This is a genomic window from Frigoribacterium sp. CFBP 8766 (assembly GCF_014841435.1).
Lineage (GTDB): Bacteria > Actinomycetota > Actinomycetes > Actinomycetales > Microbacteriaceae > Frigoribacterium.
In genome coordinates this window covers 177,881-204,670 of sequence record NZ_JACYTX010000002.1, presented here as the reverse complement: position 1 = coordinate 204,670, position 26,790 = coordinate 177,881, and the positions used below count along the sequence as shown (strand labels likewise).

General features: G+C 72.6%; 26 protein-coding genes and 1 pseudogene. 8 read left to right on the top strand and 19 right to left on the bottom strand.

The window, feature by feature from the left end; translation table 11 throughout:
* Positions 1-6: 6 nt before the first annotated feature.
* The 5 genes from IFT90_RS06815 to IFT90_RS06795 form a co-directional block, all read right to left on the bottom strand.
* Positions 7-1,797 carry a peptidoglycan D,D-transpeptidase FtsI family protein gene (locus tag IFT90_RS06815; RefSeq protein ID WP_371812164.1) on the bottom strand — a complete coding sequence of 597 codons (1,791 nt, stop codon included), beginning with the start codon at positions 1,795-1,797 and terminating at the stop codon, positions 7-9.
* A gap of 75 nt (positions 1,798-1,872) precedes the next feature.
* The gene (locus tag IFT90_RS06810; RefSeq protein ID WP_192041584.1) at positions 1,873-2,511 is read right to left on the bottom strand and encodes a hypothetical protein; all 639 of its coding nucleotides are present in this window, start codon (positions 2,509-2,511) and stop codon (positions 1,873-1,875) included.
* On the bottom strand, positions 2,508-3,458 hold the full coding sequence (gene rsmH / locus IFT90_RS06805; protein WP_192041583.1) for a 16S rRNA (cytosine(1402)-N(4))-methyltransferase RsmH: 951 nt from the start codon (positions 3,456-3,458) through the stop codon (positions 2,508-2,510). Before rsmH ends, IFT90_RS06810 begins: the two co-directional genes overlap by 4 nt.
* Before the next feature lie 102 nt (positions 3,459-3,560).
* Entirely contained in the window at positions 3,561-3,992 is a 432-nt protein-coding gene (gene mraZ, locus IFT90_RS06800; RefSeq protein ID WP_192041582.1) for a division/cell wall cluster transcriptional repressor MraZ, read from the bottom strand.
* Between the two features lie 308 nt (positions 3,993-4,300).
* A complete protein-coding gene (locus tag IFT90_RS06795; protein WP_192041581.1) occupies positions 4,301-4,714 on the bottom strand; it encodes a DUF3040 domain-containing protein in 414 nt (137 codons plus the stop codon).
* A 98-nt stretch (positions 4,715-4,812) separates the two neighbouring features.
* Between IFT90_RS06795 and IFT90_RS06790 the strand changes: the two genes are divergently transcribed.
* Complete coding sequence (locus IFT90_RS06790; RefSeq protein WP_192041580.1) at positions 4,813-5,934, top strand: polyprenyl synthetase family protein; 1,122 nt, start codon at positions 4,813-4,815, stop codon at positions 5,932-5,934.
* Positions 5,935-5,984: 50 nt separating this feature from the next.
* On the opposite strand, the gene IFT90_RS06785 is transcribed toward IFT90_RS06790, so the two are convergent.
* The gene (locus IFT90_RS06785) at positions 5,985-6,341 is read right to left on the bottom strand and encodes an Rv2175c family DNA-binding protein (RefSeq protein ID WP_371740847.1); all 357 of its coding nucleotides are present in this window, start codon (positions 6,339-6,341) and stop codon (positions 5,985-5,987) included.
* Positions 6,342-6,567: 226 nt separating this feature from the next.
* Here IFT90_RS06785 and IFT90_RS06780 point away from each other — a divergent pair, with 226 nt between their 5' ends.
* Both IFT90_RS06780 and pknB read left to right on the top strand, forming a co-directional pair.
* Positions 6,568-7,959 (top strand): LysM peptidoglycan-binding domain-containing protein, encoded by a 1,392-nt coding sequence (locus IFT90_RS06780; protein ID WP_244638374.1) that lies wholly within the window; start codon positions 6,568-6,570, stop codon positions 7,957-7,959.
* A 102-nt stretch (positions 7,960-8,061) separates the two neighbouring features.
* Positions 8,062-10,015: pseudogene (pknB, locus tag IFT90_RS06775) on the top strand (Stk1 family PASTA domain-containing Ser/Thr kinase); the annotation flags it as partial.
* Positions 10,016-10,047: 32 nt separating this feature from the next.
* On the opposite strand, the gene IFT90_RS06770 reads toward pknB, so the two are convergent.
* The 3 genes from IFT90_RS06770 to IFT90_RS06760 form a co-directional block, all read right to left on the bottom strand.
* Positions 10,048-11,376, bottom strand: coding sequence for a class II 3-deoxy-7-phosphoheptulonate synthase (locus tag IFT90_RS06770; RefSeq protein WP_192042273.1), 1,329 nt, complete (start codon positions 11,374-11,376; stop codon positions 10,048-10,050).
* A 111-nt stretch (positions 11,377-11,487) separates the two neighbouring features.
* Positions 11,488-12,177, bottom strand: a complete 690-nt coding sequence (locus IFT90_RS06765) for a 1-acyl-sn-glycerol-3-phosphate acyltransferase (protein ID WP_123545549.1) — start codon at positions 12,175-12,177, stop codon at positions 11,488-11,490.
* A 30-nt stretch (positions 12,178-12,207) separates the two neighbouring features.
* Complete coding sequence (locus IFT90_RS06760; protein ID WP_192041579.1) at positions 12,208-13,158, bottom strand: ROK family glucokinase; 951 nt, start codon at positions 13,156-13,158, stop codon at positions 12,208-12,210.
* Between the two features lie 121 nt (positions 13,159-13,279).
* On the opposite strand from IFT90_RS06760, the gene IFT90_RS06755 reads away from it, so the two are divergent.
* On the top strand, positions 13,280-15,133 hold the full coding sequence (locus IFT90_RS06755) for an AMP-dependent synthetase/ligase (RefSeq protein ID WP_192041578.1): 1,854 nt from the start codon (positions 13,280-13,282) through the stop codon (positions 15,131-15,133).
* 54 nt (positions 15,134-15,187) lie between these two features.
* Here the strand turns inward: IFT90_RS06755 and def are convergent, their stop codons facing one another.
* On the bottom strand, positions 15,188-15,685 hold the full coding sequence (def, locus tag IFT90_RS06750; protein WP_133737430.1) for a peptide deformylase: 498 nt from the start codon (positions 15,683-15,685) through the stop codon (positions 15,188-15,190).
* Between the two features lie 131 nt (positions 15,686-15,816).
* Here def and IFT90_RS06745 point away from each other — a divergent pair, with 131 nt between their 5' ends.
* The gene (locus IFT90_RS06745) at positions 15,817-16,629 is read left to right on the top strand and encodes a ParA family protein (RefSeq protein ID WP_123545543.1); all 813 of its coding nucleotides are present in this window, start codon (positions 15,817-15,819) and stop codon (positions 16,627-16,629) included.
* 232 nt (positions 16,630-16,861) lie between these two features.
* On the opposite strand, the gene IFT90_RS06740 is transcribed toward IFT90_RS06745, so the two are convergent.
* The 3 genes from IFT90_RS06740 to IFT90_RS06730 form a co-directional block, all read right to left on the bottom strand.
* A complete protein-coding gene (locus tag IFT90_RS06740) occupies positions 16,862-17,410 on the bottom strand; it encodes a MerR family transcriptional regulator (protein ID WP_123545541.1) in 549 nt (182 codons plus the stop codon).
* Between the two features lie 154 nt (positions 17,411-17,564).
* Complete coding sequence (locus tag IFT90_RS06735; protein ID WP_192041577.1) at positions 17,565-18,263, bottom strand: MerR family transcriptional regulator; 699 nt, start codon at positions 18,261-18,263, stop codon at positions 17,565-17,567.
* Complete coding sequence (locus IFT90_RS06730; protein ID WP_192041576.1) at positions 18,263-18,799, bottom strand: FHA domain-containing protein; 537 nt, start codon at positions 18,797-18,799, stop codon at positions 18,263-18,265. Before IFT90_RS06730 ends, IFT90_RS06735 begins: the two co-directional genes overlap by 1 nt.
* Positions 18,800-19,034: 235 nt before the next feature.
* On the opposite strand from IFT90_RS06730, the gene IFT90_RS06725 reads away from it, so the two are divergent.
* Positions 19,035-20,504, top strand: coding sequence for a S1C family serine protease (locus IFT90_RS06725; RefSeq protein ID WP_192041575.1), 1,470 nt, complete (start codon positions 19,035-19,037; stop codon positions 20,502-20,504).
* A 56-nt stretch (positions 20,505-20,560) separates the two neighbouring features.
* On the opposite strand, the gene IFT90_RS06720 is transcribed toward IFT90_RS06725, so the two are convergent.
* The 4 genes from IFT90_RS06720 to IFT90_RS06705 form a co-directional block, all read right to left on the bottom strand.
* The gene (locus IFT90_RS06720) at positions 20,561-21,457 is read right to left on the bottom strand and encodes an NUDIX domain-containing protein (RefSeq protein ID WP_192041574.1); all 897 of its coding nucleotides are present in this window, start codon (positions 21,455-21,457) and stop codon (positions 20,561-20,563) included.
* Positions 21,454-21,741 carry a hypothetical protein gene (locus IFT90_RS06715; protein WP_192041573.1) on the bottom strand — a complete coding sequence of 96 codons (288 nt, stop codon included), beginning with the start codon at positions 21,739-21,741 and terminating at the stop codon, positions 21,454-21,456. Before IFT90_RS06715 ends, IFT90_RS06720 begins: the two co-directional genes overlap by 4 nt.
* A 171-nt stretch (positions 21,742-21,912) precedes the next feature.
* A complete protein-coding gene (locus IFT90_RS06710) occupies positions 21,913-22,299 on the bottom strand; it encodes a VOC family protein (protein ID WP_192041572.1) in 387 nt (128 codons plus the stop codon).
* A gap of 79 nt (positions 22,300-22,378) precedes the next feature.
* On the bottom strand, positions 22,379-23,335 hold the full coding sequence (locus IFT90_RS06705; protein ID WP_192041571.1) for a DnaJ domain-containing protein: 957 nt from the start codon (positions 23,333-23,335) through the stop codon (positions 22,379-22,381).
* 121 nt (positions 23,336-23,456) lie between these two features.
* Here IFT90_RS06705 and IFT90_RS06700 point away from each other — a divergent pair, with 121 nt between their 5' ends.
* On the top strand, positions 23,457-24,602 hold the full coding sequence (locus IFT90_RS06700) for a glycerol dehydrogenase (protein WP_192041570.1): 1,146 nt from the start codon (positions 23,457-23,459) through the stop codon (positions 24,600-24,602).
* Between the two features lie 63 nt (positions 24,603-24,665).
* Here the strand turns inward: IFT90_RS06700 and IFT90_RS06695 are convergent, their stop codons facing one another.
* Positions 24,666-25,073 carry a PGPGW domain-containing protein gene (locus IFT90_RS06695; RefSeq protein ID WP_192041569.1) on the bottom strand — a complete coding sequence of 136 codons (408 nt, stop codon included), beginning with the start codon at positions 25,071-25,073 and terminating at the stop codon, positions 24,666-24,668.
* A gap of 176 nt (positions 25,074-25,249) precedes the next feature.
* Between IFT90_RS06695 and IFT90_RS06690 the strand changes: the two genes are divergently transcribed.
* Positions 25,250-26,125, top strand: a complete 876-nt coding sequence (locus IFT90_RS06690; protein WP_123545522.1) for an aldo/keto reductase — start codon at positions 25,250-25,252, stop codon at positions 26,123-26,125.
* A 41-nt stretch (positions 26,126-26,166) separates the two neighbouring features.
* On the opposite strand, the gene IFT90_RS06685 is transcribed toward IFT90_RS06690, so the two are convergent.
* Entirely contained in the window at positions 26,167-26,673 is a 507-nt protein-coding gene (locus tag IFT90_RS06685; RefSeq protein ID WP_192041568.1) for a hypothetical protein, read from the bottom strand.
* Positions 26,674-26,790 lie beyond the last annotated feature (117 nt).

Below are 26,790 nucleotides of genomic sequence, written 5' to 3'. Positions count from 1 at the left end.
CTTCTCTCACCAGGTCTGGGGGATGGCCGGCGCGGGCTCCGTCGACGGAGGGACGCGGTACATCTCGAGGACCTGGGACATGATCTTGTTGAAGGTCGGCGCCGCGGCGGCCGACGTCTTCATGGTACTGGGCTTGGTGAAGCTCACGACGACGACGTACTTCGGGTCCTCGGCCGGGGCGATGCCCGCGACGGACACCACGCGGTCGGAACCGTAGCCGGTGCCGTCGGCGCGGGCCATCTCGGCGGTGCCGGTCTTGGCGGCGACGCGGTAGCCCGGGATGGTCAGCGCGTCCTTCTGCTCGCCGGCCGAGACGACGCTCTCGAGCATGTTCACCGTCGTGTCGGCGGCGTACGGCGACACCACGGTCGTGCCCTCGACGGCCGGTGCCGGCGTGACCGTCCCGTCGGCGGCCGTGCAGCCCTCGACGAGCTGGGACGGGAGCCTGACGCCGTGGTTGCCGAGGGTCTGGAAGATGCTGGCCACGTGCAGCGCCGTCGTCGAGACGCCCTGGCCGAACATCGTGTTGATGCTGGTCTGCTGGTCCCACGAGCTCGCGGCCCGGACGCCCTGCGTCGGCTCGCCGAGGAACCCGACGGCCGTGGGCTCGTTCAGGCCGAACTTGACCATGTAGTCGTACCGCGCCTGCGCGCTGAGGTTCTGGCCCAGCAGCGAGATGCCGACGTTGGAGGAGTCGCGCAGGATGCCGGTCAGCGTGAGCCGCTCGGTCGGGTGGAAGCTCGCGTCGTGGATCTCGCCGCCCCAGGGGAACGAGCGGGAGTAGGGCACGGTCGCCTGGCTCGTCGGCGTGGCCTTGCCGGAGTCGAGCAGCATGGCCGCGGTCATCGCCTTGAAGGTCGAGCCCGGCTCGTAGGAGGCGGTGAAGGCCTTGGAGCCGAGGTCGCCGACGTCCTTCGTCAGGTTCACGTCGTTGGGGTCGACCGTGGGCCAGTCGGCCACGGCGAGCAGCTTGCCGGTCGCCACCTCCTGGACGACGGCGGTGGCCGACTCGGCCCCGATGGCCTGGCCCTGCTCGGCGATGGCCTGCTGCGTCATGTACTGCAGGTCCTTGTCGACGGTGAGCTGCAAGGTGCCGCCGGCCACCGCCTCCTTCGTGGTCACGGTGCTGCCGGGGAGCTGCACGCCGTCGGCGCCGCGCTCGTAGGTCTCGCTGCCGTTCGTGCCGGCGAGGCAGGAGTCGGCCGTTCGCTCGAGCCCCGCCTGCGGCCCGTCCGTGCCGACGAAGCCCGTGAGGTTGCCGGCCACCGAGCCGTTCGGGTAGGTCCGGGCGGACTGGCGCTCGAAGTAGAGCCAGGACACTCCGCTGTTCTTGAGGTCGCGGACGGCGCGGAAGGCGTCGACGTCGACGCCCTTGACGAGGAACGCGAAGTTGGCCTCGGGGTCGCGGGTGAGCGCCTCCTGCATGGTCTCCACCGACCCGCCGGTGATCTCGGCCACCTCGGCCAGCACCTGGTCGACCGACATGGCGACCTTGGTCTTCTCGCCGTCCGCGTCGGTCCCCGTCACGGTGACGTCGGCGGCGAAGGCCGGCGCGGCGGTGATGTTGTACCGCGTGACGCTGCCGGCGAGGACCGTGCCGTCGTTCGCGGTGATGTCGCCCCGGTCGCCGTACGTCACCTGCTGGATCTCGCGCTTGTTCTGCGACTGCGCGTTGAGCTCGGCGGCCTGGACGAGCTGGATGTCGGCCAGGCGGACGACGAACACGCCGACCAGCGCGATCACGACGGCCATGGCCAGCGTCGCCCGGAGCCGGCGGCTGCGAGGGGCTGTGTTCACGAAGGTGTCCTCACCGCGGCAGGTCGTGTGGCACCGGCCGCTGTCGTCGTCAGGTGCGCCACGGAGGGCGCACCGCTAGCGGGTCTGGGGAGCCGCGAGCTGGTCAGGGTCAGACGCTACCGACGGGGTGCCGGATCCCGCGGTCGCCGCGCCCGTCGTGGCGGAGTCGGTCGGAGGCGTGCCCTGCGCCGCCGCGTCGCTCGACGCCGCCGCCGAGTCCGCCGTGTCGGTCGTCGCCGCGTCGGGTGCGACCGTCGCGAGGGGGACGCCGTCGAGCAGGGTGTTCGGGATCAGGTTGTCCGTGCCGTCCGCCGTGCCGTCGGCCGGGGCAGGGTCGCCGTGCACCGCGCCGGTCGTCGGGTCGAGGTAGACCGGGTTCGAGTTGCGGACCATGCCGAGCTGCTCGGCGTTGTTGGCCAGGTTCTGCGGCGACGAGAGGACGTCGAGCTGCTCGGAGTACTTCTGCTGGTCGCGCGTCAGCTCGGTCTTCTCGGCCTGCAGGTCGGAGATCGTGTAGGCCCCGTCGCTCAGGGCGATGCTGATCGCCAGCTGGGTCAGGAGCAGGACGAACAAGGAGGCGGTCGCCACGAGCGCGTACGCGATCCGGGGCCGCGCGCGACGCTGTGCCCGGCTCGTGACGATCTCGACCGGTGCCCGGCGAGGCTCGTGCGAGGGGCGGCGCTGCGGGATCGGGTCGATCGCGGCGTTGCTCATGCTGTTCTCCGGATTCGTTCGGCTGCGCGCAGTCGCACGGGCTTGGCACGGGGGTTCAGGTCGATCTCGTCGGCGGAGGCGAGCTCGGCGCCGCGGACGAGGAGGCGGTAGCCGGGCCGGTGCTCGGGCAGCTCGACCGGGAGGCCCTGGGGCGCCGTCGAGGTGGTCCGGGCCGCGAGCTCGCGCTTGACGAAGCGGTCCTCGAGCGACTGGTACGCGAGCACCACGACGCGACCCTCGACGGCGATGCGGTCGAGGGCGGCGGGGACGGCCGCCTCGAGCGAGGCCAGCTCGCCGTTCACCTCGATGCGCAGCGCCTGGAAGACGCGCTTGGCAGGGTGGCCCGCCCGCTGCAGGGCCATCGGCGTGGCGGCGATGAGGAGGTCGACGAGCTCCCCGCTGCGACGGAGCGGCGCCTCGGCGCGGTGCTCGACGATGCGGCGGGCGTACCGGGGGCTGAGCTTCTCCTCGCCGTACTGGTAGAAGATGCGCCGCAGCTCGGACTCGGGGTACTCGGCGAGGATCGTCTCAGCCGTGACCGGGGAGGTCGGATCCATCCGCATGTCGAGCGGTGCGTCCTTGGAATAGGAGAAGCCCCGCTCGACCCGGTCGAGCTGGAGGGACGAGACGCCGAGGTCGAAGAGCACGCCCTGCACCTCGTCGATGCCCAGCTCGTCGAGGGCGTCGGCCACGCCGTCGTAGCGCGTGTGCACCAGTCGGGCACGCTCGCCGAACGGTCGCAGACGCTCGCCGGCGATCGCGAGCGCCTCGGTGTCGCGGTCGAGGCCGACCACGGTGAGGTCGGGGAACCGCTCGAGCATCGCGGCCGCGTGGCCGCCCATGCCGAGCGTCGCGTCGACCGCGACGGCGCCGGGGCGCGCGATCGCCGGGGCGAGGAGCTCGAGCGTGCGCTCGAGGAGGACGGGGGTGTGGATCTGATCTGCCATGGCTGACCTGGGCCTGGATCCCGGGCCCTGATCCCCATCCATCTCGACCTGGCACCGGGGAAGGTGCGCCAGGGCGGACGGCTGGGAGTCAGGGCCGAGGAGCTAGAAGAGCCCGGGGATCACCTCCTCCGTGGTGTTCGCGAACGCGGCCTCCTGGGCCTCGTAGTAGGTGTTCCACGCGTCCGTGGCCCAGATCTCGGCACGGTTGCCCGCGCCGATGACCGTGAGGTCGCGACCCAGGCCCGCGTAGTCCCGCAGCGGGGACGGGATCGTGACGCGGTTCTGCTTGTCGGGGACGTCGTCGCTGGCGCCGGAGAGGAACAGGCGCATGTAGTCGCGCCCCTCCTTGCTCGTGATCGGCGCCTGCCGGATGCGCGTGTGCATGTCCTCGAACTCGGCCTGGCTGAACACGTAGACGCAGCGCTCCTGACCGCGGGTCATGACGAGGCCGGAGGCCAGCTCGTCACGGAACTTCGCGGGGAGGATGATCCGGCCCTTCTCGTCGAGCTTGGGCGAGTAGGTGCCGAGGAACATGCGCCTCGCCCCCCTTCGCCCCGCACCCCGTTCGTGGCACGTGCCTCCACTTTACTCCACGATCCCCCACCCGGATAGGCGACATGGGGTCGAAGTCGCGTCGACACCTCCCGGATCCGCTCCAGTTCGGGGGCCACCGCGGTGGAGGAGAAGGAAGGGGAAAGTCGACCGGGGACCACGAGACGGGTCCGGGACGCGCGCCGACACCGCGAAGGGAGCCCTGCGGGGAGGCGCCAGGAGGCCCCGGGCGCACGAGAAAGGGGCCGGCCCGGAGGCCGACCCCTGAGGTCGTGGTGCGAAGTGGAGGACTAGGAGCGGTCGCCGTCCTGGCGGCGCTCCCAGCGGTCGTTGAGGCGGTCCATCATGCTGCCGCTGCGCGCGGGGCGCGAGGCCGCCGGACGAGCGGAGCCGGGAGCGGACGACGCAGCCGAGGGACGGGCCTGCGAGCCGCGACGAGGAGGCGCCATCGCGAAGACGGCGCCGGCCACGAGGAGCACGAAGCCCGCCACGCCGACGAGCGGACCCACCGGAGGAGTCCGGATGATGACGCCGGTGACGATGACCGCGATGCCGACGAGAGCCGCGAGCACGCCGATGACGACCATCGTGTAGTTCGGGCGCCCACGGCGCCCGCCGACCGTCGCCACGAAGTCGGAGTCGTTGCTGTAGAGGCTCCGCTCCATCTCTTCGAGGAGTCGTTGCTCCTGTTCGGAAAGTGGCATCTCTTTGTTCCCTTCGAGCACAGGCCCCGCGGCCTCGGGATCACCGCGTGTGGATACGGGCGAGTGTATGCCCGGGCGCTGTGGCTAGGCTAGGCAGCGTGGCTGAGAGTACGCGGTTAGTGGACGTCGTTCAAGAGCGCATCGATCGGTTCCTCGAAGACCGCCGACCGGCCCTCCGGGGCATCGCCGACGACCTCTCCCCCTTCGCCGGTTTCTCCAGCGACCTGCTCCGCGGCGGCAAGCGCTTCCGGGCCCTGTTCTGCTACTGGGGCTGGCAGTCCGTCGCCGGCCGTGACGCCGGGTTCGACCCGCTCGGGACGACCGTCGACCAGCGGTCCCTCGACGCCGTGATGACCGCCTCCGTCGGGCTCGAGTTCTTCCACGCGGCTGCGCTCGTGCACGACGACATCATGGACAACTCCGACACCCGTCGCGGGCGCCCCGCCGCGCACCGCCGGTTCGAGGCCCTGCACCGCGAGGGCGGGTGGCTCGGCTCCGCGTCCGGCTTCGGCACGTCGGCGGCCCTGCTCATGGGCGACCTCCTCCTCGCATGGAGCGACGAGCAGATCAGCGAGGCCCTCGACGCCCTCGAGTCCCGGGGCGCCGCCCTCTCGGCTCGGCGCGAGTTCAACCGCATGCGCACCGAGGTCACCGTGGGCCAGTACCTCGACATCCTCGAGGAGAACGCCTGGCGCAGCGTGCCCGACGTCGACCTGCTGCCCCGGGCCCAGAGGGTCATCGTCTACAAGTCCGCGAAGTACAGCGTCGAGGCACCGCTCACCATCGGGGCGGCCATGGCCGGGGGCTCGGAGTCGGAGCTCGAGTCGCTGCGGCGCTTCGGGCTCCCCCTCGGCATCGCCTACCAGCTCCGCGACGACCTGCTGGGCGTCTTCGGCGACCCCGAGGTGACCGGCAAGCCCGCCGGCGACGACCTCCGCGAGGGCAAGCGGACCGTCCTGGTGGCGACGGCCCGCCGGGCGCTGCCGCCGAGCTCCGTCCGCCTGCTCGACGAGCTGCTGGGCGATCCCGACCTCGACGACGACCAGATCGGCGTGCTGCAGGCGACGCTGAGGGAGTCGGGGGCCGTGGAGGCGGTGGAGCAGTCGATCACCGACCAGGTCGAGCGCGCCGTGACAGCCCTCGACGGCGCGGATCTCGCACCCTCCGCACGGGCCCAGCTCACGCGGCTCGCCGACACGGTGACGAAGCGCACCTACTAGGTCCGGGGCCGCCGGCCTCCGGCTGCCCCCCCGACCTGACGGGAGTCGGCTCAGAGGAGGCTCTGCGCCACCCGGCGGACCTCGGCCTTGCGCCCCGCGCGCAGCGCCTCGACCGGGGAGACGCCGAGGCTGTCCTCGACGGAGAGCATCCAGTCGAGCGCCTCGTCATCCGTGAACCCGTTGTCCGCGAGGACGGTGGCGGTTCCCCGGAGCTCGTGCATGGGCTCGCCGTCGACCAGGAACACCGCCGGGGTGACGACGACGCCGTCCACCCGCGTGGAGATCAGGACGTGGTCCTCGAAGAGCCGGTGGACGCGGCTGACGCTGAGGCCGAGCATCTCGACGAGGTCGGGCACCGCCAGCCACTCGGTGTCGTCGAACCAGGGCTGCTGAGAGAGATCGGTCACGGGTCCACCTTGCCACGGTCGCCCACCGCTCCGTGTCGCGCCTCGTAGCTCGTGTCACTCTCGTCACACGAGCCACAAAGGTCACATCAGTAACATCGACCCCACTCGTAGCACTGGTCACTGTGATTGACACGGGTCTCCACCTGTGCCAACTTGGCACCACGAGACACGCCGTCGCGGATCAGGTTGTCGACGTGTCGGACGCCACGACCCGAGGATCACCTCCATGAACGACAGCAGCTCGGACCGCGCCCTCGACCTCGACGGGACCCCGGACGCGCCCCGCGCCACACGGCTGCCCGGTGCCGCCTTCGGCCGCGGGGCACTCGACGCCGACGGACGGGGGGCTCGTTCACGGGCCGCTCGCTCCATGCTCCAGACGGTGCCCATCATGCTCGTCGGCTCGATGGCGCTCAGCCTCGGCATGACCGGCCCCGTCGCGTCGGTCGCCCACGACCAGCAGCCCACGAAGAAGCCGCACGCCGCCCCGCGCCCGATCGCGCTCCCGCCGACGGCAGCCGCTCCGGCCCCGGAGTCGACGTCCTCGACGGTCGACGTCGCCGCGTCGTCGAGCACCGTCCTAGCGCCGTCGACCTACACCGTCGCCTCGGGCGACACCGTCGCCAGCATCGCCGCGTCCTTCGGGCTCAGCACCGCCTCCGTGCTCGCCCTCAACGGCCTCAGCTGGAAGTCGACCATCTTCCCCGGCCAGACGCTCAGCCTCGTCGCGTCCTCGCGGACGCCCTCTCCCGCGGCGCCGACCAGCGCGACCCGGGCCGCCGCGGCCGGCAGCTACACCATCGCGCGCGGCGACACGCTCAGCTCGATCGCCGGCGCGCACGGGGTGAGCACCGCCTCCCTGCTCGGGGCGAACGGCCTCAGCTGGTCGAGCATCATCTACCCGGGCCAGGTGCTCTCCCTGCCCGGCGGGGCGTCCCAGGCCACGGCGCCGGCAGCGCAGAGGGCCGCCGCGCCGACCCCCGCGGCGACCGCCGGCCACGTCATCAGGAGCGGCGAGACGATCGCCTCCATCGCGAGGCAGACCGGCACGACGGTCCAGGCGCTCCTCGCGGCCAACGGGCTGAGCATGACGAGCACGATCTACGCGGGCCGCACCCTCGTCGTCCCCGGCGCCTCGTCGCCTGCCCCTGCCGCCGCGCCCACGACGGTCGTGGCCACCACCTCCGTGGCCCCGCTGACGACGAGCACCACGCTCACCGCCGAGCAGCAGGAGAACGCTCGCGTGATCATCCGCGTCGGGCGCGAGCTGGGCGTGGGAGACCAGGCCATCGTCGTGGCCCTGGCCGCGGCGGCGCAGGAGTCGAGCCTCAGGAACATCCACCACGGCGACCGCGACTCGCTCGGCCTGTTCCAGCAGCGTCCGAGCACGGGCTGGGGCACCCCCGCGCAGCTCACGGACGCCGCGCACGCGACGAAGCTCTTCTTCGGCGGACGGACGAACCCGAACGTCGGCAAGACCCGCGGCCTGCTCGACGTCCGGGGCTGGTCCTCGATGTCGCTGACGGACGCCGCCCAGGCGGTCCAGCTCTCGGCCCACCCCACGGCCTACGCCAAGTGGGAGGCACCGGCACGCACGTGGCTCAGCACCCTGGGCTGAGCCGTCCGCGCCACCACCGCGGCGACGTCGTCGGCACCCCCGTTCGACACTCGCCGGTGAGCCTCGTCGGCCACCGGCGCGCCGACTCGTAGGATCGCCTCGATGAGCGCGAACCAGACTGACCCGATGATCGGCCGGCTCATCGACGACCGGTACCAGGTCCGCTCGCGCATCGCCCGCGGCGGCATGGCCACCGTGTACCTGGCCACCGACCTCCGGCTCGAGCGCCGGGTCGCGATCAAGATCATGCACGGCCACCTGGCGGACGACGCCTCCTTCAAGGAGCGCTTCATCCAGGAGGCGCGCTCGGCAGCGAGGCTCGCCCACCCCAACGTCGTCAACGTCTTCGACCAGGGCCAGGACGACGACAGCGCCTACCTCGTGATGGAGTACCTGCCCGGCATCACGCTGCGCGAGCTGCTGCAGGACCACAAGGTCCTCACGAGCGAGCAGGCCATGGACATCCTGGAGGCGGTGCTCGCCGGCCTCGCCGCCGCCCACCGCGCCGGCATCGTCCACCGCGACCTCAAGCCCGAGAACGTCCTGCTCGCCGACGACGGCCGGATCAAGATCGGCGACTTCGGCCTCGCCCGCGCCGCGACCGCGAACACCGCGACCGGCGCTGCCCTGCTCGGCACGATCGCCTACCTCTCCCCCGAGCTCGTCACCCGCGGCGTGGCCGACACCCGCAGCGACATCTACGCGCTCGGCATCATGCTCTACGAGATGCTCACCGGCGAGCAGCCCTACAAGGGCGAACAGCCGATGCAGATCGCGTACCAGCACGCGAACGACACGGTCCCCGCGCCCAGCTCGGCGAACCCGTCGGTCCCCGCCGAGCTCGACGAGCTCGTCCTGTGGGCCACGGCACGCGACCCGGAGCACCGCCCCCGCGACGCCCGGGCGATGCTCGACCAGCTGATCGACGTCCAGCGCGTCCTCGCCGACCCGTCCGGCGCTCCCCTCGGCCGCACCATGGTCCTCCCCCCGGCCTCCGCGACGATGGTCCTCCCGCGAGGCGGCACCGGCGAGACGCAGGCGCTCCCCAAGGCACGCCACCGCACCGGACCGGTGGGACCGGCGGCCGTCGACACGGTCGCCGAGCTCAGCGAGGTGGCCCGGAGGCGACGGCGACGGGGCTTCGTGTGGATCGCGCTCGTCCTCGTGCTCGCCGTGGTGGGCGGCGGCGCGGGCTGGTGGTTCGGGGCAGGTCCGGGCAGCCAGGTGGCCGTCCCCGACGTGGCCGGCCAGGACCCGGCCGCGGCCGCGTCCGCCCTCGAGGCGGCCGAGTTCGTCGTCGCCGAGCAGGACGCGGCCGACTTCTCGGTCGAGGTCCCGACCGGGCAGGTGATCGGGACGGACCCCGGTGCGTCCTCTCGCCTCCAGAAGGGCTCGACCGTCACGCTGGTCGTCTCGCAGGGCCCGCAGCCGCTCGACCTGCCCGCCGTCGTGGGACAGACCGAGGACTCGGCCCGCGCCTCCTTGTCGTCCTTCGCCGTCCAGGACAGCACGACCCAGTTCGACGCCGCCGACCCCGGCACGGTGCTCGCCGTCTCGGGGGTCGACTCCGCGGGCACGGCCGTCGACCTGGCCGGCGCGGCCCAGTACGGCGAGCAGCAGCCCGTCACGCTGACCGTCTCGCTCGGCCCCGTCCCGGACGTGGTCGGCCAGTCGGTCGAGGACGCCCAGGCGACGCTCCAGGACGTGGGCCTCACGGGCGTCGAGGCCGGCACGGAGTTCAGCGACGACGTCGACGAGGGCGCCGTGATCCGTGCCGACCAGCAGCAGGACGGCCCCATCCGGCCCGGCGCCTCCCTCGACCTCGTCGTCTCGGACGGGCCTCCGCCCGTCACCGTCCCCGACGTCACCGGCAAGACCCTCGACCAGGCCACGGCCCAGCTGCAGGCACTCGGCCTGCGGGTCAGCTACGACCGGTGCACGAACTTCACCTGCGCCTTCTTCGACTGGGAGGCGAGCCTCACCGTCGTCTCGACGGACCCCGTCCCGGGAGCCACCGCGCCCCGGGGATCGACGGTCAGGCTCTCCTACCGCGTCGNGTGGCCGTTCGGCGAGCCGAGGAGGCGCGGCCTAGTTGGCCGCCAGCTCCTCCGCGACGAGGAACGCGAGCTCGAGCGACTGCATGTGGTTCAGCCGCGGGTCGCAGAGCGACTCGTACCGCGTCGCGAGCGTGGCCTCGTCGATGTGCTCGGAGCCGCCCAGGCACTCGGTCACGTCGTCGCCGGTCAACTCGATGTGGATGCCGCCGGGGTGGGTGCCCGCGGCGCGGTGCGCCTCGAAGAACCCCTTGACCTCGTCCATGATCTCCTCGAAGCGGCGGGTCTTGTAGCCCGTCGGCGTCGTGAGGCCGTTGCCGTGCATCGGGTCGCTGACCCAGAGCGGCGTCGCGTCGGCGCCCTTGATCGCCTCGAGCAGCGGCGGCAGCGACTCGCGGATCTTGCCGGCGCCCATGCGCGTGATGAACGTCAGGCGCCCGGGCTCGCGGTCGGGGTCGAGCACGTCGATGAGGCGGAGCATGTCGTCCGGCGTGGTCGACGGGCCGAGCTTGACGCCGATGGGGTTGCGGACCCGGGAGAGGAAGTCGACGTGGGCGCCGTCGAGGTCACGCGTGCGCTCGCCGATCCAGACGAAGTGCGACGACAGGACGTAGGGGTCGCCCGTGCGCGAGTCGATCCGCGTCATCGGCCGCTCGTAGTCCATCAGCAGGGCCTCGTGGCTGGTGTAGAACTCGACGCGCTTGAGCTCGTCGAAGTCCGCACCGGCCGCCTCCATGAAGCGGATGGCCTTGTCGATCTCCTTCGCGAGGTGCTCGTAGGCGGCGTTGGCGGGGTTCGCCGCGAAGCCGCGGTTCCAGCTGTGCACCTGGCGGAGGTCGGCGAAGCCGCCCTGCGTGAACGCGCGGATCAGGTTGATCGTCGACGCGGAGGTGTGGTAGCCCTTCACGAGCCGGGCAGGGTCGGCCCGTCGGGACTCGGGCGTGAAGTCGTAGCCGTTGACGATGTCGCCGCGGTAGGCGGGGAGCGTCACGCCGTCGCGGGTCTCGGAGTCGCTCGAGCGGGGCTTCGCGAACTGGCCCGCCATGCGACCCATCTTGATGACCGGGACGGAGGCGCCGTACGTGAGCACGACGGCCATCTGCAGGATCGTCTTGACGCGGTCGCGGATCTGGTCGGCGGTGGCGCCGGCGAACGTCTCGGCACAGTCGCCGCCCTGCAGCAGGAACGCGTCGCCTCGGGCCGCCGCGGCCAGCCGGTCGCGGAGGGTGTCGACCTCGCCCGCGAAGACGAGGGGCGGCAGCGCGGCGATCTCGGCCGACGCGGCCTGGACCGCGGAGGGATCGGGCCACGCGGGCTGCTGCTTGATCGGGAGCGTGCGCCAGTAGTCGAGTCCGTCGATCACGTCGGTGGTGGAGGCGTCGGTGACGACGCCCGCGGACGGTTCGGCGATGGGGACCACGGTCTTCCTTGCAGCTAGGACGGGCCAGGGACCGATCGATCCCGGCGGTCGAGCCTACCGCGCGGAGGCGACGCGCTTCTCCTTGACCGACGAGGCGTAGACGTCGGCGTACTCCTGGCCGCTCAGGGCGCCGAGCTCGTACATGATCTCGTCGGTGATGGACCGGAGGATGAACCGGTCGCCCTCCATGCCCTCGAACCGGCTGAAGTCGAGGGGCTCGCCGAAGACGATGCCGACCCGGCGGATCTTGGGGATCTTGGTGCCGGTCTTCATGACCTTCTCGGTGTCGATCATGGCGACCGGCACGACGGGCACGTGCCCCTCGAGGATCATGCGCGCGACGCCCGTCCGGCCGCGGTAGAGCTTGCCGTCGGGGCTGCGGGTGCCCTCGGGGTAGATGCCCAGCTGCTCACCGCGGCCCAGGACCGACAGGCCCGTCGCGAGCGACGCCTCCGAGGCCTTGCCGCCCGATCGGTCGATGGACAGCTGGCCGGTGGCGGTGAAGAAGAGTCGCATGGCCCAGCCCTTGAGGCCCGACCCCGTGAAGTAGTCGCTCTTGGCCAGGAACGAGATGCGGCGCTCGAGGGCGAGCGGCAGGAAGATCGAGTCGACGAACGACAGGTGGTTGCTGGCGAAGATGACGGCGCCGGACGCCGGGACGTTCTCGAGCCCGCGGACCCACGGACGGAACACCGTGAGCATGAGGGGGCTCGCCACCATCGTCTTCAAGAACCAGTAGAGCATCGGGGCCCCTCCCTCGTCGGCGGTCGGAGTCTAGCGAGTGGACGCGTGCAGCCGGGCCAGGTCGGCGGCGCCCACGACGCCCGCGTCGTTGACCAGCTCGGCGATGACGAAGTCGGGCTCCGGGTGGAACCCGCGGGCCGGCAGGTGCTCGTGGAACGCCTTGCGGACGGGGGCGAGGAGGAGCTCGCCCGACTGCGCGACTCCCCCGCCGAAGACGAACACCTGCGGGTCGAGGATGGCGGCGAGCGAGGCCGCGGCCTGGCCGAGCCAGGTACCCAGCTGGCGGAGGGCCTCGAGGGCACCCGCGTCGCCCGCCTGCATCAGCGCGGCCACGTCGTGGCCCGTGAGCTCGCCCTTCTCGGCACGCACCGCCGCCAGCGCCGACCCGACGCCGCCGAGGTCGGCCACCTCGCCCGCCATGCGCAGCAGGGCCCGTCCGGAGCCGTACTGCTCGATGCAGCCGCGGGCACCGCAGCCACAGGGCAAGCCGTCGGGGACGATGCGCATGTGGCCGAGCTCGCCGCCGGTGCCGAAGCCGCCGCGGAGCAGGCGGTCCTGGGCGACGACGGCGCCGCCGACGCCCGTGCCGATGGTGAGCATGGTCATGTCGCTCGCGAGGCGGCCGGCGCCGAACCGGAACTCGGCCCAGCCCGCGGCGTTCGCGTCGTTGTCGATGGTGATGTGCAGGTCGAGCTGCTCGGACAGCCGGGCCCTGAGCGGCTCGTTCCGCCACGGGATGTTCGGCGTGTAGTACACGACCGACTGCGAGGCGTCGATGAAGCCGGGGGCCGCGACCCCTGCGGCGACGACGCCGGGGTGACGCGCCTGGAGGCCCTTCACCATCGCGACGACGGCGTCGACGATCGCACCGGCGTCGCCGGCGGGGGTCGGGACTCGCTCCTCGGCGACGATCTCGCCCAGCTCGGTGACGACGCCGCCCGCGATCTTCGTCCCGCCGATGTCAATGCCTATTGCCTGCACGAGCGACGAGTCTATCCTCGGGCCGTCTCCTGTCGTTCCACGACGCCCGCAGGTCGTCCCGGGACGGACGGAGGGGGCCCCGCTAAGCTCGTCGGACCCTGCCGGTGCCGAAGGAGCTGCCGTGAACGAACACACCGTCCCCCTCGTGGTCCCTGCCGACCCGACCGCCAACGCGACAGACCTGCTCGTGGAGCGGGCGGCGGCGACGCCGAACGAGCCGTTGTTCTCCGTGCCCGACGGTACGGGAGGCTGGACCGACGTCACCGCCGCCGAGTTCGCCGCCCGGGTGCGCGAGGTCGCCAAGGGCCTCATCGCCGCCGGCATCCAGCCCGGCGACGTGGTGGGCCTGATGAGCCGCACCCGCTACGAGTGGACGCTCGTCGACTTCGCGGTCTGGTTCGCCGGCGCGCTGCTCGTGCCCGTCTACGAGACGTCGTCGCCGAGCCAGGTGCACTGGAACCTCAGCGACTCGGGCGCCGTGGCCGTGATCGTCGAGACGCCGGACCACTTCGCCCGCTTCGACGAGGTGCACCCCGAGCTGCCGGACGTCGCCCACGTCTGGCAGATCGACCTCGGCGACCTCGAGAAGCTGGCCCGCTCCGGGCGGGGCGTGCCGGACGACGAGCTCGAGCGCCGCCGCACGCTGGCGAACGGGGACGACCTCGCGACCATCATCTACACGTCGGGCACCACGGGCCGCCCCAAGGGCTGCATGCTGACGCACGCCAACTTCGTCGAGACCAGCCGCAACGCCGCGGTGGCCATGGGCGACGTCGTGGCACCGGGCTCGTCGACCCTGCTGTTCATCACGACGGCCCACGTCTTCGCCCGCTTCATCGCGGTGATGTCGGTGCACGCCGGGGTCAAGGTGGGCCACCAGGCCGACACCAAGCAGCTCCTGCCGTCGCTCGCCTCCTTCCGCCCCTCGTTCCTGCTCGCGGTGCCGCGGGTGTTCGAGAAGGTCTACAACTCCGCCGAGCAGAAGGCCGAGGCCTCGGGCAAGGGCGGCATCTTCCGTCAGGCCGTCGCGGTGGCCATCGCGCACTCCAAGGCCCTCGACGAGGGGACGGTGCCCGTCGGCCTGCGCCTGCGCTTCGCCCTCTTCGACCGGCTCGTGTACCGCAAGCTGAAGAAGGCGATGGGCGGGAACATCCGCTACGCCGTCTCGGGCTCGGCCCCGCTCGGCACCCGCCTCGGACACTTCTTCCGCAGCCTCGACATCCGCATCCTCGAGGGCTACGGCCTGACCGAGACCACGGCTCCGGCCTCGGTGAACCTCGTGTCGCGGTTCAAGATCGGCACCGTCGGACCGGCGCTCCCGGGTGTCTCGCTGCGGATCGACGACGACGGCGAGGTGCTGGTCAAGGGCGAGAACGTCTTCGCGGGCTACTGGAGGAACGAGGAGGAGACGGCCGCGGTCATGCAGGACGGCTGGTTCCGCACCGGCGACCTCGGCAGCCTCGACTCTGACGGCTACCTCACCATCACGGGTCGGAAGAAGGAGATCATCGTCACCGCCGGGGGCAAGAACGTCGCCCCCGCCGTGCTCGAGGACCCGATCCGCGCGAACCCCCTCGTCGCCCAGGTCGTCGTGGTGGGCGACCAGCGCCCGTTCATCTCGGCGCTCGTCACCCTCGACACCGAGATGCTGCCGGTCTGGCTCAACAACGCGGGCGAGGCCGCGGACATGCCGCTCGCGGAGGCTGCCGAGCACCCCGCCGTGCTGGCCGAGGTGCAGAGGGCGGTCGACCTCGCGAACGAGGCGGTCTCCCGGGCGGAGTCGATCCGCAAGTTCGTCGTGCTGCCGATCGAGCTGACCGAGGCCAGCGGGCACCTGACGCCGAAGATGAGCGTCAAGCGCGCCGTCGTCGTCGAGGACTTCGCCGGCCAGATCGCCGACCTCTACTCCGTCTACCCCAACACGGAGTCGGTCAGGACCGTCTCGTCCGCGGACAAGCCGGGGCCGACCGCCTGACCGCGCGCGGCACCCGTGCCGGCGGCGCCGCGGGCGCCGCCGGTCGAGGTCCGGTCAGGCCCGCCACCAGTCGCTGGCCCGGATCTGCCGCAGGGCGTCGCGGCGGGTCTCGGTCTCGAGGGTCATGACGTAGAGGGTGCCGGCGAGGTGGTCCGTCTCGTGCTGGAGCGCCTGCGCCATGAGCCCGTCGCCCTCGAGCACGACCGGCTCGCCGTCGAGGTCGATGCCCTCGACGCGGGCCCGCGACCAGCGCGGGGTCGGGAACCAGAAGCCCGGCACGGAGAGGCAGCCCTCCTCCACCAGCTCCTTCTCGCCCGAGAGTTCCGTGATCTCAGGGTTCAGGACGTAGCCGACCTCGCCGTCGACGTTGTAGCTGAAGGCCCGGAGGCCGACGCCGATCTGGGGAGCGGCCACGCCCGCACGACCGGGCTCGCGCACGGTGTCGAGGAGGTCGTCGACTAGCGAGGCCAGTCGGGCGTCGCCCACGCGGACAGGGTCGGAGGGCGACCGGAGCACCGGGTCGCCGAAGAGTCGGATGGGGCGGACGCTCACGACGAGCACCTCCTGGGGAAGGAACGGGGACGGGGCTCGGAGCCACCGGAGACGAGGGAGCCTGCCGGGATCGCCCGTCGGGCGACGTGGCGTGCAGGTGCTTCAAGAATAGTGACGGTATCGTCGTCGTCGTGCATGTACTCAGCGTCAGTTCTCTCAAAGGCGGCGTCGGCAAGACGACCGTGACGCTCGGACTCACTTCGGCGGCCTTCGCCAAGGGCCTCCGGACCCTGGTGGTCGACCTCGACCCGCAGTCCGACGTCTCGACCGGCCTCGACATCACCGTCGCGGGGCACCTCAACGTCGCCGACGTCCTCGCGTCGCCGAAGGAGAAGACGGTCCGGGCCGCCATCGCCCCCAGCGGCTGGACCAAGGGCCGCACGGGCAAGATCGACGTCATGATCGGCAGCCCCTCGGCCATCAACTTCGACGGCCCGCACCCGTCGATCCGCGACATCTGGAAGCTCGAGGAGGCGCTCGCCAACGTCGAGGCCGACTACGACCTCGTCCTCATCGACTGCGCTCCCTCCCTGAACGCCCTGACGCGCACCGCCTGGGCCGCCTCCGACCGCGTCACCGTGGTCACCGAGCCCGGTCTCTTCAGCGTCGCCGCGGCGGACCGTGCCCTGCGGGCGATCGAGGAGATCCGCCGCGGCCTCTCCCCTCGGCTCCAGCCCCTGGGCATCATCGTCAACCGTGCTCGCGTCCAGTCGATCGAGCACCAGTTCCGCATCAAGGAGCTCCGCGACATGTTCGGGCCCCTCGTCCTGAGCCCGCAGCTGCCCGAGCGGACCTCGCTGCAGCAGGCGCAGGGCGCCGCGAAGCCCCTGCACGTCTGGCCCGGCGAGAGCGCGCAGGAGATGGCCCGAAACTTCGACCAGCTGCTCGAGCGCATCATGCGCACGGCGAAGATCGGCGACTACGCCGAACCCGCCGCGCGCTGAGACCGGTCGCCCCTCCGCACGCCGGTCGAGGCACGCCCGCAGGCGCACGTCCCCTGGCGTGCAACCGCCGGCACACGTCTACGGGGACCCGCGCCCTGCCGTGTCGCTGCGGAGGACGGGACGAGCCGCGTGGGCAGGAGACGAGAAGCCACCGCTCGCGGGCGCCGAGACCCCAGGACGCTGCGCCTGGTGAGTCCCGAGCAGCGCTCGACCGGACGCTGACCGTGGCAGGTCAGCTGGCGCGGTCGCCTCGACGGGCGGCCAGCTCGTCGGAGGGATCGGCCGCGGGGGTGCTGTCGAGCTCGACGAGGCTCGTCTCGACCTCGCGGAGGACCTTGCCGACGGCGATGCCGAAGACGCCCTGACCGCGGCTCACGAGGTCGATGACCTCGTCGTCGGACGTGCAGAGGTAGACGCTGGCGCCGTCGCTCATGAGCGTGGTCTGCGCCAGGTCGCTGACCCCCGCCTCCCTCAGCTGGTTCACGGCGGTGCGGATCTGCTGGAGCGAGATGCCGGTGTCGAGCAGGCGCTTCACGAGCTTGAGCACGAGGATGTCGCGGAAGCCGTAGAGCCGCTGCGAGCCCGAGCCGGCGGCGCTGCGGATGGTGGGCTCGACGAGGCCGGTCCGGGCCCAGTAGTCGAGCTGGCGGTAGCTGATGCCGGCGGCGCGAGCCGCGACGGTGCCGCGGTAGCCGCTGTCGGCGTCGAGCTCGGGCATGCCGTCCGTGAAGAGCAGGCCCCGCTCGTAGCGGGATCCCTCAGGGGAACCTGACTCGTTCATGCAGTTGCCTTCCACGTCGCGATCTGACCCGAAACATTCAACACCGGGTTGATGGTTCGACCTGGTCCCACGGTACCCACATCGGGTGCTCGTCGAGGCGACATCCGCGTCGAGGAGTCGGCGTGTCGAGGATATTCGTCGACGGCGCCGACGTCTACGTGTCGAGGCGGTCGAGGGCGGAGCGGATGAGGGAGGTGCGGACCACCTCGAGCTGCCCGGCGAGCTCTCGGGAGAGCTCGGCGACCCGTGCCCGACCGGCAGGGTCGCGACGCCGAGCGACCGACGCGAGCGCGCTCTCGATGAGGCTGAGCTCTCGTTCGGCGGCTGCACGGAAGCTCCGCAGGTGACGGGGCTCGATGCCCGAGCGACCGAGCTCGACCAGGGCGACGAGCACGGCGAGGGGCTCGTCTCCGTACGTCTCGGACGGCGAGATCAGGGACGACGCGATCGCGTCGTCGAGCAGGGCCGAGGAGGCGCCCGACTCGCGGAGCAGGTCGGCTCGGGAGAACCGGCGCACGGTGGAGAGCATCGAGACGGGAGCGGAGCCCGTCGGAAGGGTGGAGGGTCGACCCGCATCGAGGTCGTCGAGGTGCTGACGAATGACCTTGAGGGGCAGGTAGTGGTCGCGCTGCAGCCCGAGGATGAACCGCAGGCGCTCGACGTCGGCGGACGAGAACTTGCGGTAGCCCGACGCGGTGCGCACGGGCGTGACCAGTTGGCGTTCTTCGAGGAACCGGAGTTTGCTGTTGCTCAGGTCGGGGAACTCGGGCTTGAGACGCGCCAGGACCTGCCCGATCGTCAACAGGTCTGCCGACCCGGTCGGCGACGACCGGGCGGCGGCGGAGCCGGGCACTACTGGAGGGCCAGGGTGGCCAGGTCGACGCGCGAGGCGTAGAAGGTGAGGCGGAACTTGCCGACCTGCACCTCGGCGCCGTCGCTGAGCAGGGCCTCGTCGATGCGGACGCCGTCGAAGTACGTTCCGTTGAGCGAGCCGAGGTCGTTGACCGTGAACGTCGTGCCCGACCGACGGAACTCGGCGTGCTTGCGGCTGACCGTGACGTCGTCGAGGAAGATGCCCGCGTCGGGGTGCCGGCCGGCCACCGTGACGTCGGAGTCGAGGAGGAACCGGGCACCGATGTTCGGGCCCCGTCGGACGACGAGGAGAGCGGAGCCGGAGGGGAGCGCGGCGACCGCCTCGCCCTCGTCGGACGTGGCACCCCCCTGGAGCGCGGCGAGCTGCGCCTGGTACTCCTCGTTGAAGCTGAGGGTGGTGTCGACCTCGCGGGAGGACCCGGGGACGCCCTGCGCGGGGGTGTGTGCCGTGTGCGCGCCGGAGCTGCCCTCGTCGGGGCGGTGCTCGTCGGGCACGTGGTGAACGGGCTCTGCCATCGTGGACCTCCTTCGGGTGACCAGCGTATCGGATCGGCGGCACCGGACGACAACGCTTTTCGGGGCGGACCGCCCGGGGACGGACGATCGTCCGCCGAAGGGAGGACACGGCCCAGGGCTGTCGGCGGCCCCTCCGAGAACTCACGACCACCTCCTCGGCGGTTCATAGGGAATCCATCGGCGGACCTCGTTCCATGGTCCTCATCACCTCGACCACCGCCCCAGGAGGCACCCCATGAACGACCGCGAGAGCGACGCCGACCGCACCGCTGACCAGCCGACGCCCGCGACGACGCCGACGCCGAACACGAGCTCGACCCCGACCCCGACCCCGAGCGCGACGGACCGGGCTCCGGCAGAGGCCCGCACGCTCCCCCACGTGACGGGCTCCTCGGACGCACGCTTCGTGTCCGCCGCCGCGGAGGACCCGGCCGCGACGCAGGGCGGCACGGCCGCGTCCGGCCCGTCCCACCCCTCGGCCTTCGGTCCCCGCCCCTCCCGTCGCCGCCGCCCCGCCCGCTGGGCCCTCGTGACCGGCGCCGCCGCCGTCCTCGTTCTCGGCGTCGGCGGGGCGAGCGTGGGCGCCTGGTCGCTCGGCCACTCCGTCGGCCTCGCCGCCGCGGAGGCACGCCAGCAGACCTACCAGCTCTCGCCCCAGCAGCTGCCCTCGCAGGGCTCGCCGTTCGGCAGCTCGGAGGGGTCGTCCTCGGGGGGCCAGCTGCTCCCCGGCCAGGCTCAGGGCGGCACGGGCAGCACCGGCGGCACGGGCGCCTCCGAGTCGTCCGCCACGGCGGCGACCGCGGACGAGACGAAGGGCGTCGTGACGATCGTCAGCACCCTGAACTACGACTCGTCGTACGAGTCGGCCGGCACCGGGATGGTCATGACGGCGGACGGGCTGGTGCTCACGAACAACCACGTGGTGCAGGGCGCGACGAGCATCGAGGTCACCGACGAGACGACCGGGCAGACCTACACCGCGAAGGTCGTCGGCACCGACGCCACGAACGACGTCGCCGTGCTGCAGCTCGAGGACGCGAGCGGGCTGACGCCCGTGGACTTCGACGCCTCGGGCGACGTGGCCACCGGCGACGCCGTGCACTCGACGGGCAACGCCGGCGGCACCGGGGACCTGGTGACGGCCGAGGGCACGGTGCTCGCGACCGACCAGGCGATCTCCGTCGCCAGCGAGACGGGCAGCGGCACGGAGTCGCTGTCGGGCCTGATCGAGCTGCAGTCGGACGTCGTCTCGGGCGACTCCGGCGGGCCGCTGCGCGACGCCGACGGCGAGGTCGTCGGGATCGTGACCGCCGCCTCCTCGGGCGCCGATCCGATCACCGGCTACGCCATCCCGATCTCGCACGCGCTGTCGATCGCGAAGCAGATCGTCGCGGGTCAGGGCAGCTCGACGATCCAGATCGGGCTCCCCGCGTTCCTCGGCGCCCAGATCTCGGGCACGGCGACGGGCACCGGGGCAGGCGTCGCGATCGCCGGCACCGTCGAGGGCAGCGCCGCGGAGTCGGCCGGCCTCGTCGCGGGCGACACCGTCACCGCGCTCGACGGCACCGCCGTGGCGGACGCCTCGGCCCTGACCGCGGCCGTCCAGGCGCACGACGCCGGCGACCAGGTGCAGCTGACCTGGACCGACGCGACCGGCACGAGCCACACCGCGACGGTGACCCTCGGCGAGGGCCCCGCAGCCTGACCCCCGATACGCGCGAAGGCCCTTCCTCCCGGTCCGGAGGGAGGGCCTCCGTGCCGTCAGCCGAGCAGGTCGAGGAGGCGCCGGGGACCGACGACGGCGCCGCCCGCGGCCCGCACACGGTCGGCCAGGCCACGATCGGCCGTCACCACGACGACCCGGGGCGTCGCTCCGGCGCCGACGGCAGCGGCCACGCGCTGCTCGACCTCGACGACGATCGCGTCGTCGCCCTCGCCAGGTGCGCGACGCACCGTGAGCCCGTCGACGTCGGGGGCTCGGCGGGCCTCGCCCTCGAGCACGACCGTCGTCGTCGGCCACCAGGACGTGGCGGCGCCGGGGCCCTCGGGCGGGGCGTCCGACAGGAGCCGGGCGGGGAGGCCGACCGCGAGCGCGTCGGCCAGGGACCCGAGGAGGCGGGCGGCGCCTCCTGCGCGGTCCCGCCACCAGCCGTCGGGCCGCGACCCTACGACGTTCGCCCCGTCGACGACCAGGTGCACGTCGTCGTCGAGCTGGGCGCGGAGGCCGGGCCAGGACGCCGCGAGCCCCGGGTGCAGCGGGAGGACGTCGAGCTCGGCTCGAGGGACCCAGCGCAGCTCGAGGCTCTCGGCGTCGGAGATGACGGGGTCGAAGTCGCGCGTGACGGCCGCGACGACGGTCGTGTACGACCAGAAGCCGAGGTCGAGGACCGACTCGGACCGCAGTCGCAGGGCGTCGGCGGGGACGGCGGCCTCCTCGCCTGCCTCGCGGAGGGCTCCGGCCACGGCGGTCTCGTCGAAGTCGCGCGCGCCCCCGGGCAGGCCCCAGGTGCCGCCGAAGTGGCTCCACTCGACGCGGTGCTGGAGGAGGACGCGGTCGGCGGCGTCGACGGCGAGCAGGCCGGCAGCCCCGGCGCGGCCCCAGAACCGTCGGCCGTCGGGGCCCTCGACCCAGCCGTCGGCGGGCCCGTGGACGGTCACGAGCGCTGGGACAGGACGACGAGGCCCGCCACCGTGCCGAGCACTGCCAGGGCCCCGAGCACGAGGCCGACGATCGCGAGGACGAGCCCCGAGCGCAGCGGACCGCGAGAGCGCAGCGCCCGGCTGCGTCGGAGGCCGAGCACGCCGTAGACGAGGGCGCCGAGGGAGAAGACCACGTTGAGGGCCGGGATGGGCACCGCGAAGGCCAGCACGCCCGCCGCGACGGACAGGAACGCCGCGATCGGTCGGTCGGAGGCGGGGCGGGGTTCGGCGTCGCGCGTCATCGCTGGTGCTCCTCGGGTCGGTGCCCCAAGGTTACCGGCCGCCGCTCCGAGGACGACGTGACACCCAACCGGCGGGCCGGGGACTCCGAACGAGGACAGGGGGCTGGCCCGGAACCCGATGTCGGGCCAGCCCTCCGCTCGTGCTGCTGCCGCCTCGGCCCGCGTCTGCCGTCACTGCTGCTGGACGGAGAAGACGTTCCCTGCGGGGTCGTGGAACCAGGCGATGTCGGGGCCGTGGCCCGAGGCGCGCCCGCGGACGACCTGGTCCTCGCCCGCCCAGGGCCCGCCCGGGTCGGGCCTCAGCCCGCGCTCGGCGAGGCCGGCCAGGGCGACGTCGAGGTCGTCGACGACGAGGTTGAGGACGGTGAAGCCTGCGGGCCGGTGGTCGTCCTTGCCGTAGACGAGGACCCTCCCGGCGCTGCCGGGCAGCTCGACCTGCAGCATCGTGCCGTCCATGAGGGGCGTGACGGCCAGTCCGAGCACCTCGCCCCAGAACTCGGCCGCCGCCGGGACGTCGTCGACGCTGAAGCCGCTGTAGGCGCTGACGGGCTCGAACACGGGGACCTCCTGGATCGGGACACCAGTGTGCGCCTCGGGACGTGCCCCGGGAAGGGCGCGCCCCGAGGCGGTTCCCGGTTCACACGAAGCGGACGGCCTGCTGGAGGCGCTCCCGGATCTCGAAGACGTCGGAGAGCGCCGTCCGGTCGCCCAGCTCAGGACCGTGGCGGAGCACCTGGGCGAGGAGCGAGCGCCGGAGGACCCACGTGCTGCCCCGTCGCCCTCGCCCGACCTGCTCGAGCGCCGTGGGCAGGTCGTCGTCGGGCACGACGATCAGCTGGTGGGTGAACGACACCCGGGTCTCGCGCCGGACGGCGCGGGCCTGCCTCGTCACGTCGCGGACCGGCTGCTCGTCGAGGGGGATGCCCGGGCCGACGAGGTCGCCCTTGGACACGGTGACCTCGCTCCCCCAGTCGGACGACTGCACGGCGAACAGGCCCGAGGGGCCGAGCACGATGTGGTCGAGCTTGCCGTCGGGGCCGGCGTCGACGTCGCTCCAGATGGTGAAGCCGATGCCGAGCCCGGTGACGATCGCGACCGTCGCCTCCTCGGCGAGGGCGTCGGCGAGCACGTGCCGGATCTCCGGGGGCGCGGTCCGCACGAGGGCCTCGTCGTAGGGGTCGTCGAGGGGGACGCCGCGGCCGACCCACTCGCGCATCAGCGACAGGTATCGCTCCCGGTTGGCGCCGCCGGGATGGCCGTGCACCCGGGCCCGTGGCCGGGAGTCGGTGCGCTGGGGGTCACGGGGCGGCGGGGCCCAGCCGGGCGCGGGGGCGCCGGAGGAGGACGACGCCGAGCCCGAGCGGCCAGACGTCGACGACGACGGGCGCCGACGGTCGTACGCGGCCCGCGCCTCCGGCGTCCCGACCGCCTCCCACGCCAGCTGCAGGTCGCGGAAGGCCGAGGCGCTGCCGCCGAGGTCGGGGTGCGTCTCGCGGGCGAGGCGTCGGTAGGCACGTCGCAGGTCGTCGTCGGACGCCGTGGAGGGGACGCCGAGCACCTCGTAGGCGGTGGCGGAGGCAGGACTGGGCGTCACCCCGCAACGATATCGGGCCGCGGCTGGGCGGCGCGTCGGCGTCGGTGTCGGCGTCCACCGGACACGGAGCCGCTCCGCCTACCGTGCACGACACACGTTCCGCAACGAGAGGAAGACCCGCATGCCCGTTCCCGTCCGCACCGTCATGAGCCCCGCCCGCTACGTCCAGGGCAAGGACGCGATCACCCGCCTCGGGGAGTTCGTCGCGCCGATCGGGAGCCGCCCCCTCGTCGTCGCGGACGACGTCGTCTGGGGCCTGGTCGAGGAGGCGGTGGGCACGAGCTTCGCCGCCGAGTCGCTGCGCGTCGAGCGCGTCCCGTTCGGCAGGTTCGCGACGCCGGCCGCGATCGACGAGCTGGCGGAGTCGATCCGGTCGTCGGACGCGGACGTCGTCGTGGCGATCGGCGGCGGCAGCGCCATCGACGCCGCCAAGGCCGCCGGCCACGCCACGGGCATCCGCTGGGTGAGCGTGCCCACCGTCGCCTCGACCGACGCGCCGACCTCGGCGCTCGCCGTCGTCTACACGGACGAGGGCGAGTTCATCGAGTACCGGTTCTTCCCGCGGAACCCCGACCTCGTGCTGATCGACACGCAGCTCGTCGCGAACGCCCCCGTGCAGTTCCTGGTGGCGGGGATCGGCGACGCGCTCGCCACCTGGATCGAGGCCCGCGCGTCGGCGAAGGCCGCCGCGACCACGATGGCCGGCGGACTCGCGACCCAGGCGGGCACCGCCCTGGCCGAGCTGTCGTGGCGCATCATCCACGAGAACGCCTTCTCCGCCCTCGACGCCGTCCGCGACGGGATCGTCACGCCGGCGCTCGAGTCGCTCGTCGAGGCGAACACGCTGCTCTCCGGCCTCGGCTTCGAGTCGGGCGGCCTCGCCGCCGCGCACGCGATCCACAACGGCCTGACCGCCGCCCCGCAGACGCACGGCCTGACCCACGGCCAGAAGGTCAACATCGGCTCGCTGACCCAGCTCGTGCTCGAGGGGGCACCCCGTGCCGAGATCGAGGACTTCGTCGAGTTCACGACCCGGGTGGGCCTGCCGAACACGCTCACCGAGATCGGCCTGAGCACGGACGACACCGAGGAGCTCGAGGCGGTGGCTGCGGCCGCCACCGTCGAGTCGGAGACCATCCACTCGATGCCGTTCCCGGTGACTGCCGCCGACGTGGTCGCGGCCCTCACCTCGATCGAGCGCCTGTCCCGGTCGATCCGGGCCGACAAGGGCCTGCCCGAGCCGGTGAAGTACGAGGCCGCGCACTAGCGACAGCTCCTGCACCGTAGAGGGCCCGTCCATGATCGGACGGGCCCTCTGCGGTGCAGGTGGTCAGGCGCGCGCGGCGGCCCGGTTCGCTCGCCAGGCTCGCCAGCGCAGCCGGAGGCGGTGGGCGAGCCGTCGCACGGCCTGCGTGACGCGGTGTGCGGCCGGGAACTCGGTGCCGAGGACGGCGACCCCCACGAACACGATCAACCAGCCGGGACCGGGCAGCGGGACGAGCACGAGGCCGACGGCGATCACGACGACGCCCACCAGCGCCACCCCGACCTTGTAGGCGACGCGGAGGCGGGGGTAGCCGTCGAGCTTCTCTCGCCCGGCACGCCACCGAGCTCGTGCCCGGGCAGCCCGGCCGAGTCCCTGCTCGGGGGCGCCCGGAGGCGTCGCACCACGGGGAGCACCGTCGTCGTGCGGGCCGGCGGCGGGCCGGGACGGGGCCACGGCGGTCTCGGAGGTCATGCGGAGAAACTAGGCGGCTCCCCTGGCAGACCCCGCCGTGCCCCCTGCCAGGCACCTGGGCGCCGCCCGTTCCTGGGAACGGGGAGGCCGGGCGGGCGTAGCCAGGACGCAGGGTCCTCGCGTGCGGGGACCGCCACGATCACGAGCGCCGCACCGCTGCGGCACGAGGAGGACCCATGAAGACGAGGACCATCGGAGACGTCACCGTGAGCGCGATCGGCCTGGGCGGCATGCCCCTGTCGATCGAGGGACGGCCGGACGAGAAGCAGGCGATCGCCACGATCCACGCCGCTCTCGAGCAGGGCATCACCCTGATCGACACCGCCGACGCCTACCACCAGCCCGGCACCCACGAGATCGGGCACAACGAGTCGTTGATCGCTCGGGCGCTCGAGAGCTTCCACGGCGACACCTCGGACGTGCTCGTCGCGACGAAGGGCGGCCACCTCCGACCGGAGGCAGGAGCCTGGGCACAGAACGGCGACCCGGCCTACCTGAAGGAGGCGGCGCGCGCGTCCGCACAGCGCCTCGGCGTCGAGACCATCGGCCTCTACCAGTTCCACCGCCCCGACCCGGCCGTGCCGTACGCCGACTCGGTGGGCGCGCTGGCGGAGCTGCTTGACGAGGGCGTCATCCGCATGGCCGGCATCTCGAACGCGACCGTCGACCAGATCCGCGAGGCGAACGACGTCCTCGACGGGCGCCTGGTCTCCGTGCAGAACCAGTACTCCCCCGCGTTCCGCTCGAGCACCGAGGAGCTCGTGCTGTGCGACGAGATGGGCATCGCGTTCCTGCCGTGGAGCCCGCTCGGCGGCATCACGAACGCCGCCGACCTCGGCACGAAGCACGCCGTCTTCGCCGAGATCGCCAACGCACGCCGGATCTCGCCCCAGGTGCTGACCCTCGCGTGGGAGCTGCACGCGTCCGAGCTGGTCATCCCCATCCCCGGGTCGACTCGTCCGCAGACGATCATGAACTCGGCGACCGCCGCGACCATCAAGCTGTCCGCCGACGAGGTGCAGAGGCTCGACGCAGCCGCCGACGCGGCGTGAGCTGACGGGCGCTTCCGGGCGACGGCACGGGCGGGCGACGGTCAGTGGTACGGATTCCGCATCGGGATCAGCTGCGGGCCGTCGCCGGGCACGCCGAACCCCTCGGGAAGGTCGGTCGCCGTGACCTGTCCCGGCAGCCGCGGGGCCGGGTCGAACCCGCCCGGCGTGCGGCGCACCTGGCCGCGGAGGCTCAGCGGGCCCCGTCGGAGCCTCTCGGCGAGGCCCCTCGCCCAGGTGGCCACGGCCAGGTCGTCGAGGGGCGTCTCGCCCTCGCGCTGCCACACGAGCACGACCGAGCGGGCCCGCACGTCGCTCGCCTGGTCACGGACGACGCGCTCGAGGGAGGCGACGTCGCGGCCGTAGGGCAGCCGGGGCAGGCCCCTCAGCCGGATCAGGTTCGCGCAGGGGTACTCGCCGCGATCGAAGAACGCGACGTAGACGAGGTCCTCGTCGCAGGGCTCGTCGCAGGCGACGCTCGCCCACTGCGCGAGGGCGGACTCGGAGGAGCTGGCGGGCAGGGGCGGGACGGTGCGGTCTGTCGTGGTCATGGGGACCACCGTGCCGGAGCGGGCGTCGCGGCTCGACCCGCGCCTCCTCGACTGTGGACGGTGCCGCGAGCCATCGACTCTGGGGAGGGAGCACGCGTCTGCGGCTCAGAGAGGACG

Bases quoted from the DNA above. Each gene is read 5' to 3' on its own strand.
- IFT90_RS06810 (WP_192041584.1), bottom strand. From the start codon at position 2,511: ATGAGCAACGCCGCGATCGACCCGATCCCGCAGCGCCGCCCCTCGCAC.
- rsmH (WP_192041583.1), bottom strand. From the start codon at position 3,458: ATGGCAGATCAGATCCACACCCCCGTCCTCCTCGAGCGCACGCTCGAG.
- mraZ (WP_192041582.1), bottom strand. From the start codon at position 3,992: ATGTTCCTCGGCACCTACTCGCCCAAGCTCGACGAGAAGGGCCGGATC.
- IFT90_RS06795 (WP_192041581.1), bottom strand. From the start codon at position 4,714: ATGCCACTTTCCGAACAGGAGCAACGACTCCTCGAAGAGATGGAGCGG.
- IFT90_RS06780 (WP_244638374.1), top strand. From the start codon at position 6,568: ATGAACGACAGCAGCTCGGACCGCGCCCTCGACCTCGACGGGACCCCG.
- IFT90_RS06765 (WP_123545549.1), bottom strand. From the start codon at position 12,177: ATGCTCTACTGGTTCTTGAAGACGATGGTGGCGAGCCCCCTCATGCTC.
- IFT90_RS06740 (WP_123545541.1), bottom strand. From the start codon at position 17,410: ATGAACGAGTCAGGTTCCCCTGAGGGATCCCGCTACGAGCGGGGCCTG.
- IFT90_RS06730 (WP_192041576.1), bottom strand. From the start codon at position 18,799: ATGGCAGAGCCCGTTCACCACGTGCCCGACGAGCACCGCCCCGACGAG.
- IFT90_RS06725 (WP_192041575.1), top strand. From the start codon at position 19,035: ATGAACGACCGCGAGAGCGACGCCGACCGCACCGCTGACCAGCCGACG.
- IFT90_RS06715 (WP_192041573.1), bottom strand. From the start codon at position 21,741: ATGACGCGCGACGCCGAACCCCGCCCCGCCTCCGACCGACCGATCGCG.
- IFT90_RS06700 (WP_192041570.1), top strand. From the start codon at position 23,457: ATGCCCGTTCCCGTCCGCACCGTCATGAGCCCCGCCCGCTACGTCCAG.
- IFT90_RS06695 (WP_192041569.1), bottom strand. From the start codon at position 25,073: ATGACCTCCGAGACCGCCGTGGCCCCGTCCCGGCCCGCCGCCGGCCCG.
- IFT90_RS06690 (WP_123545522.1), top strand. From the start codon at position 25,250: ATGAAGACGAGGACCATCGGAGACGTCACCGTGAGCGCGATCGGCCTG.
- IFT90_RS06685 (WP_192041568.1), bottom strand. From the start codon at position 26,673: ATGACCACGACAGACCGCACCGTCCCGCCCCTGCCCGCCAGCTCCTCC.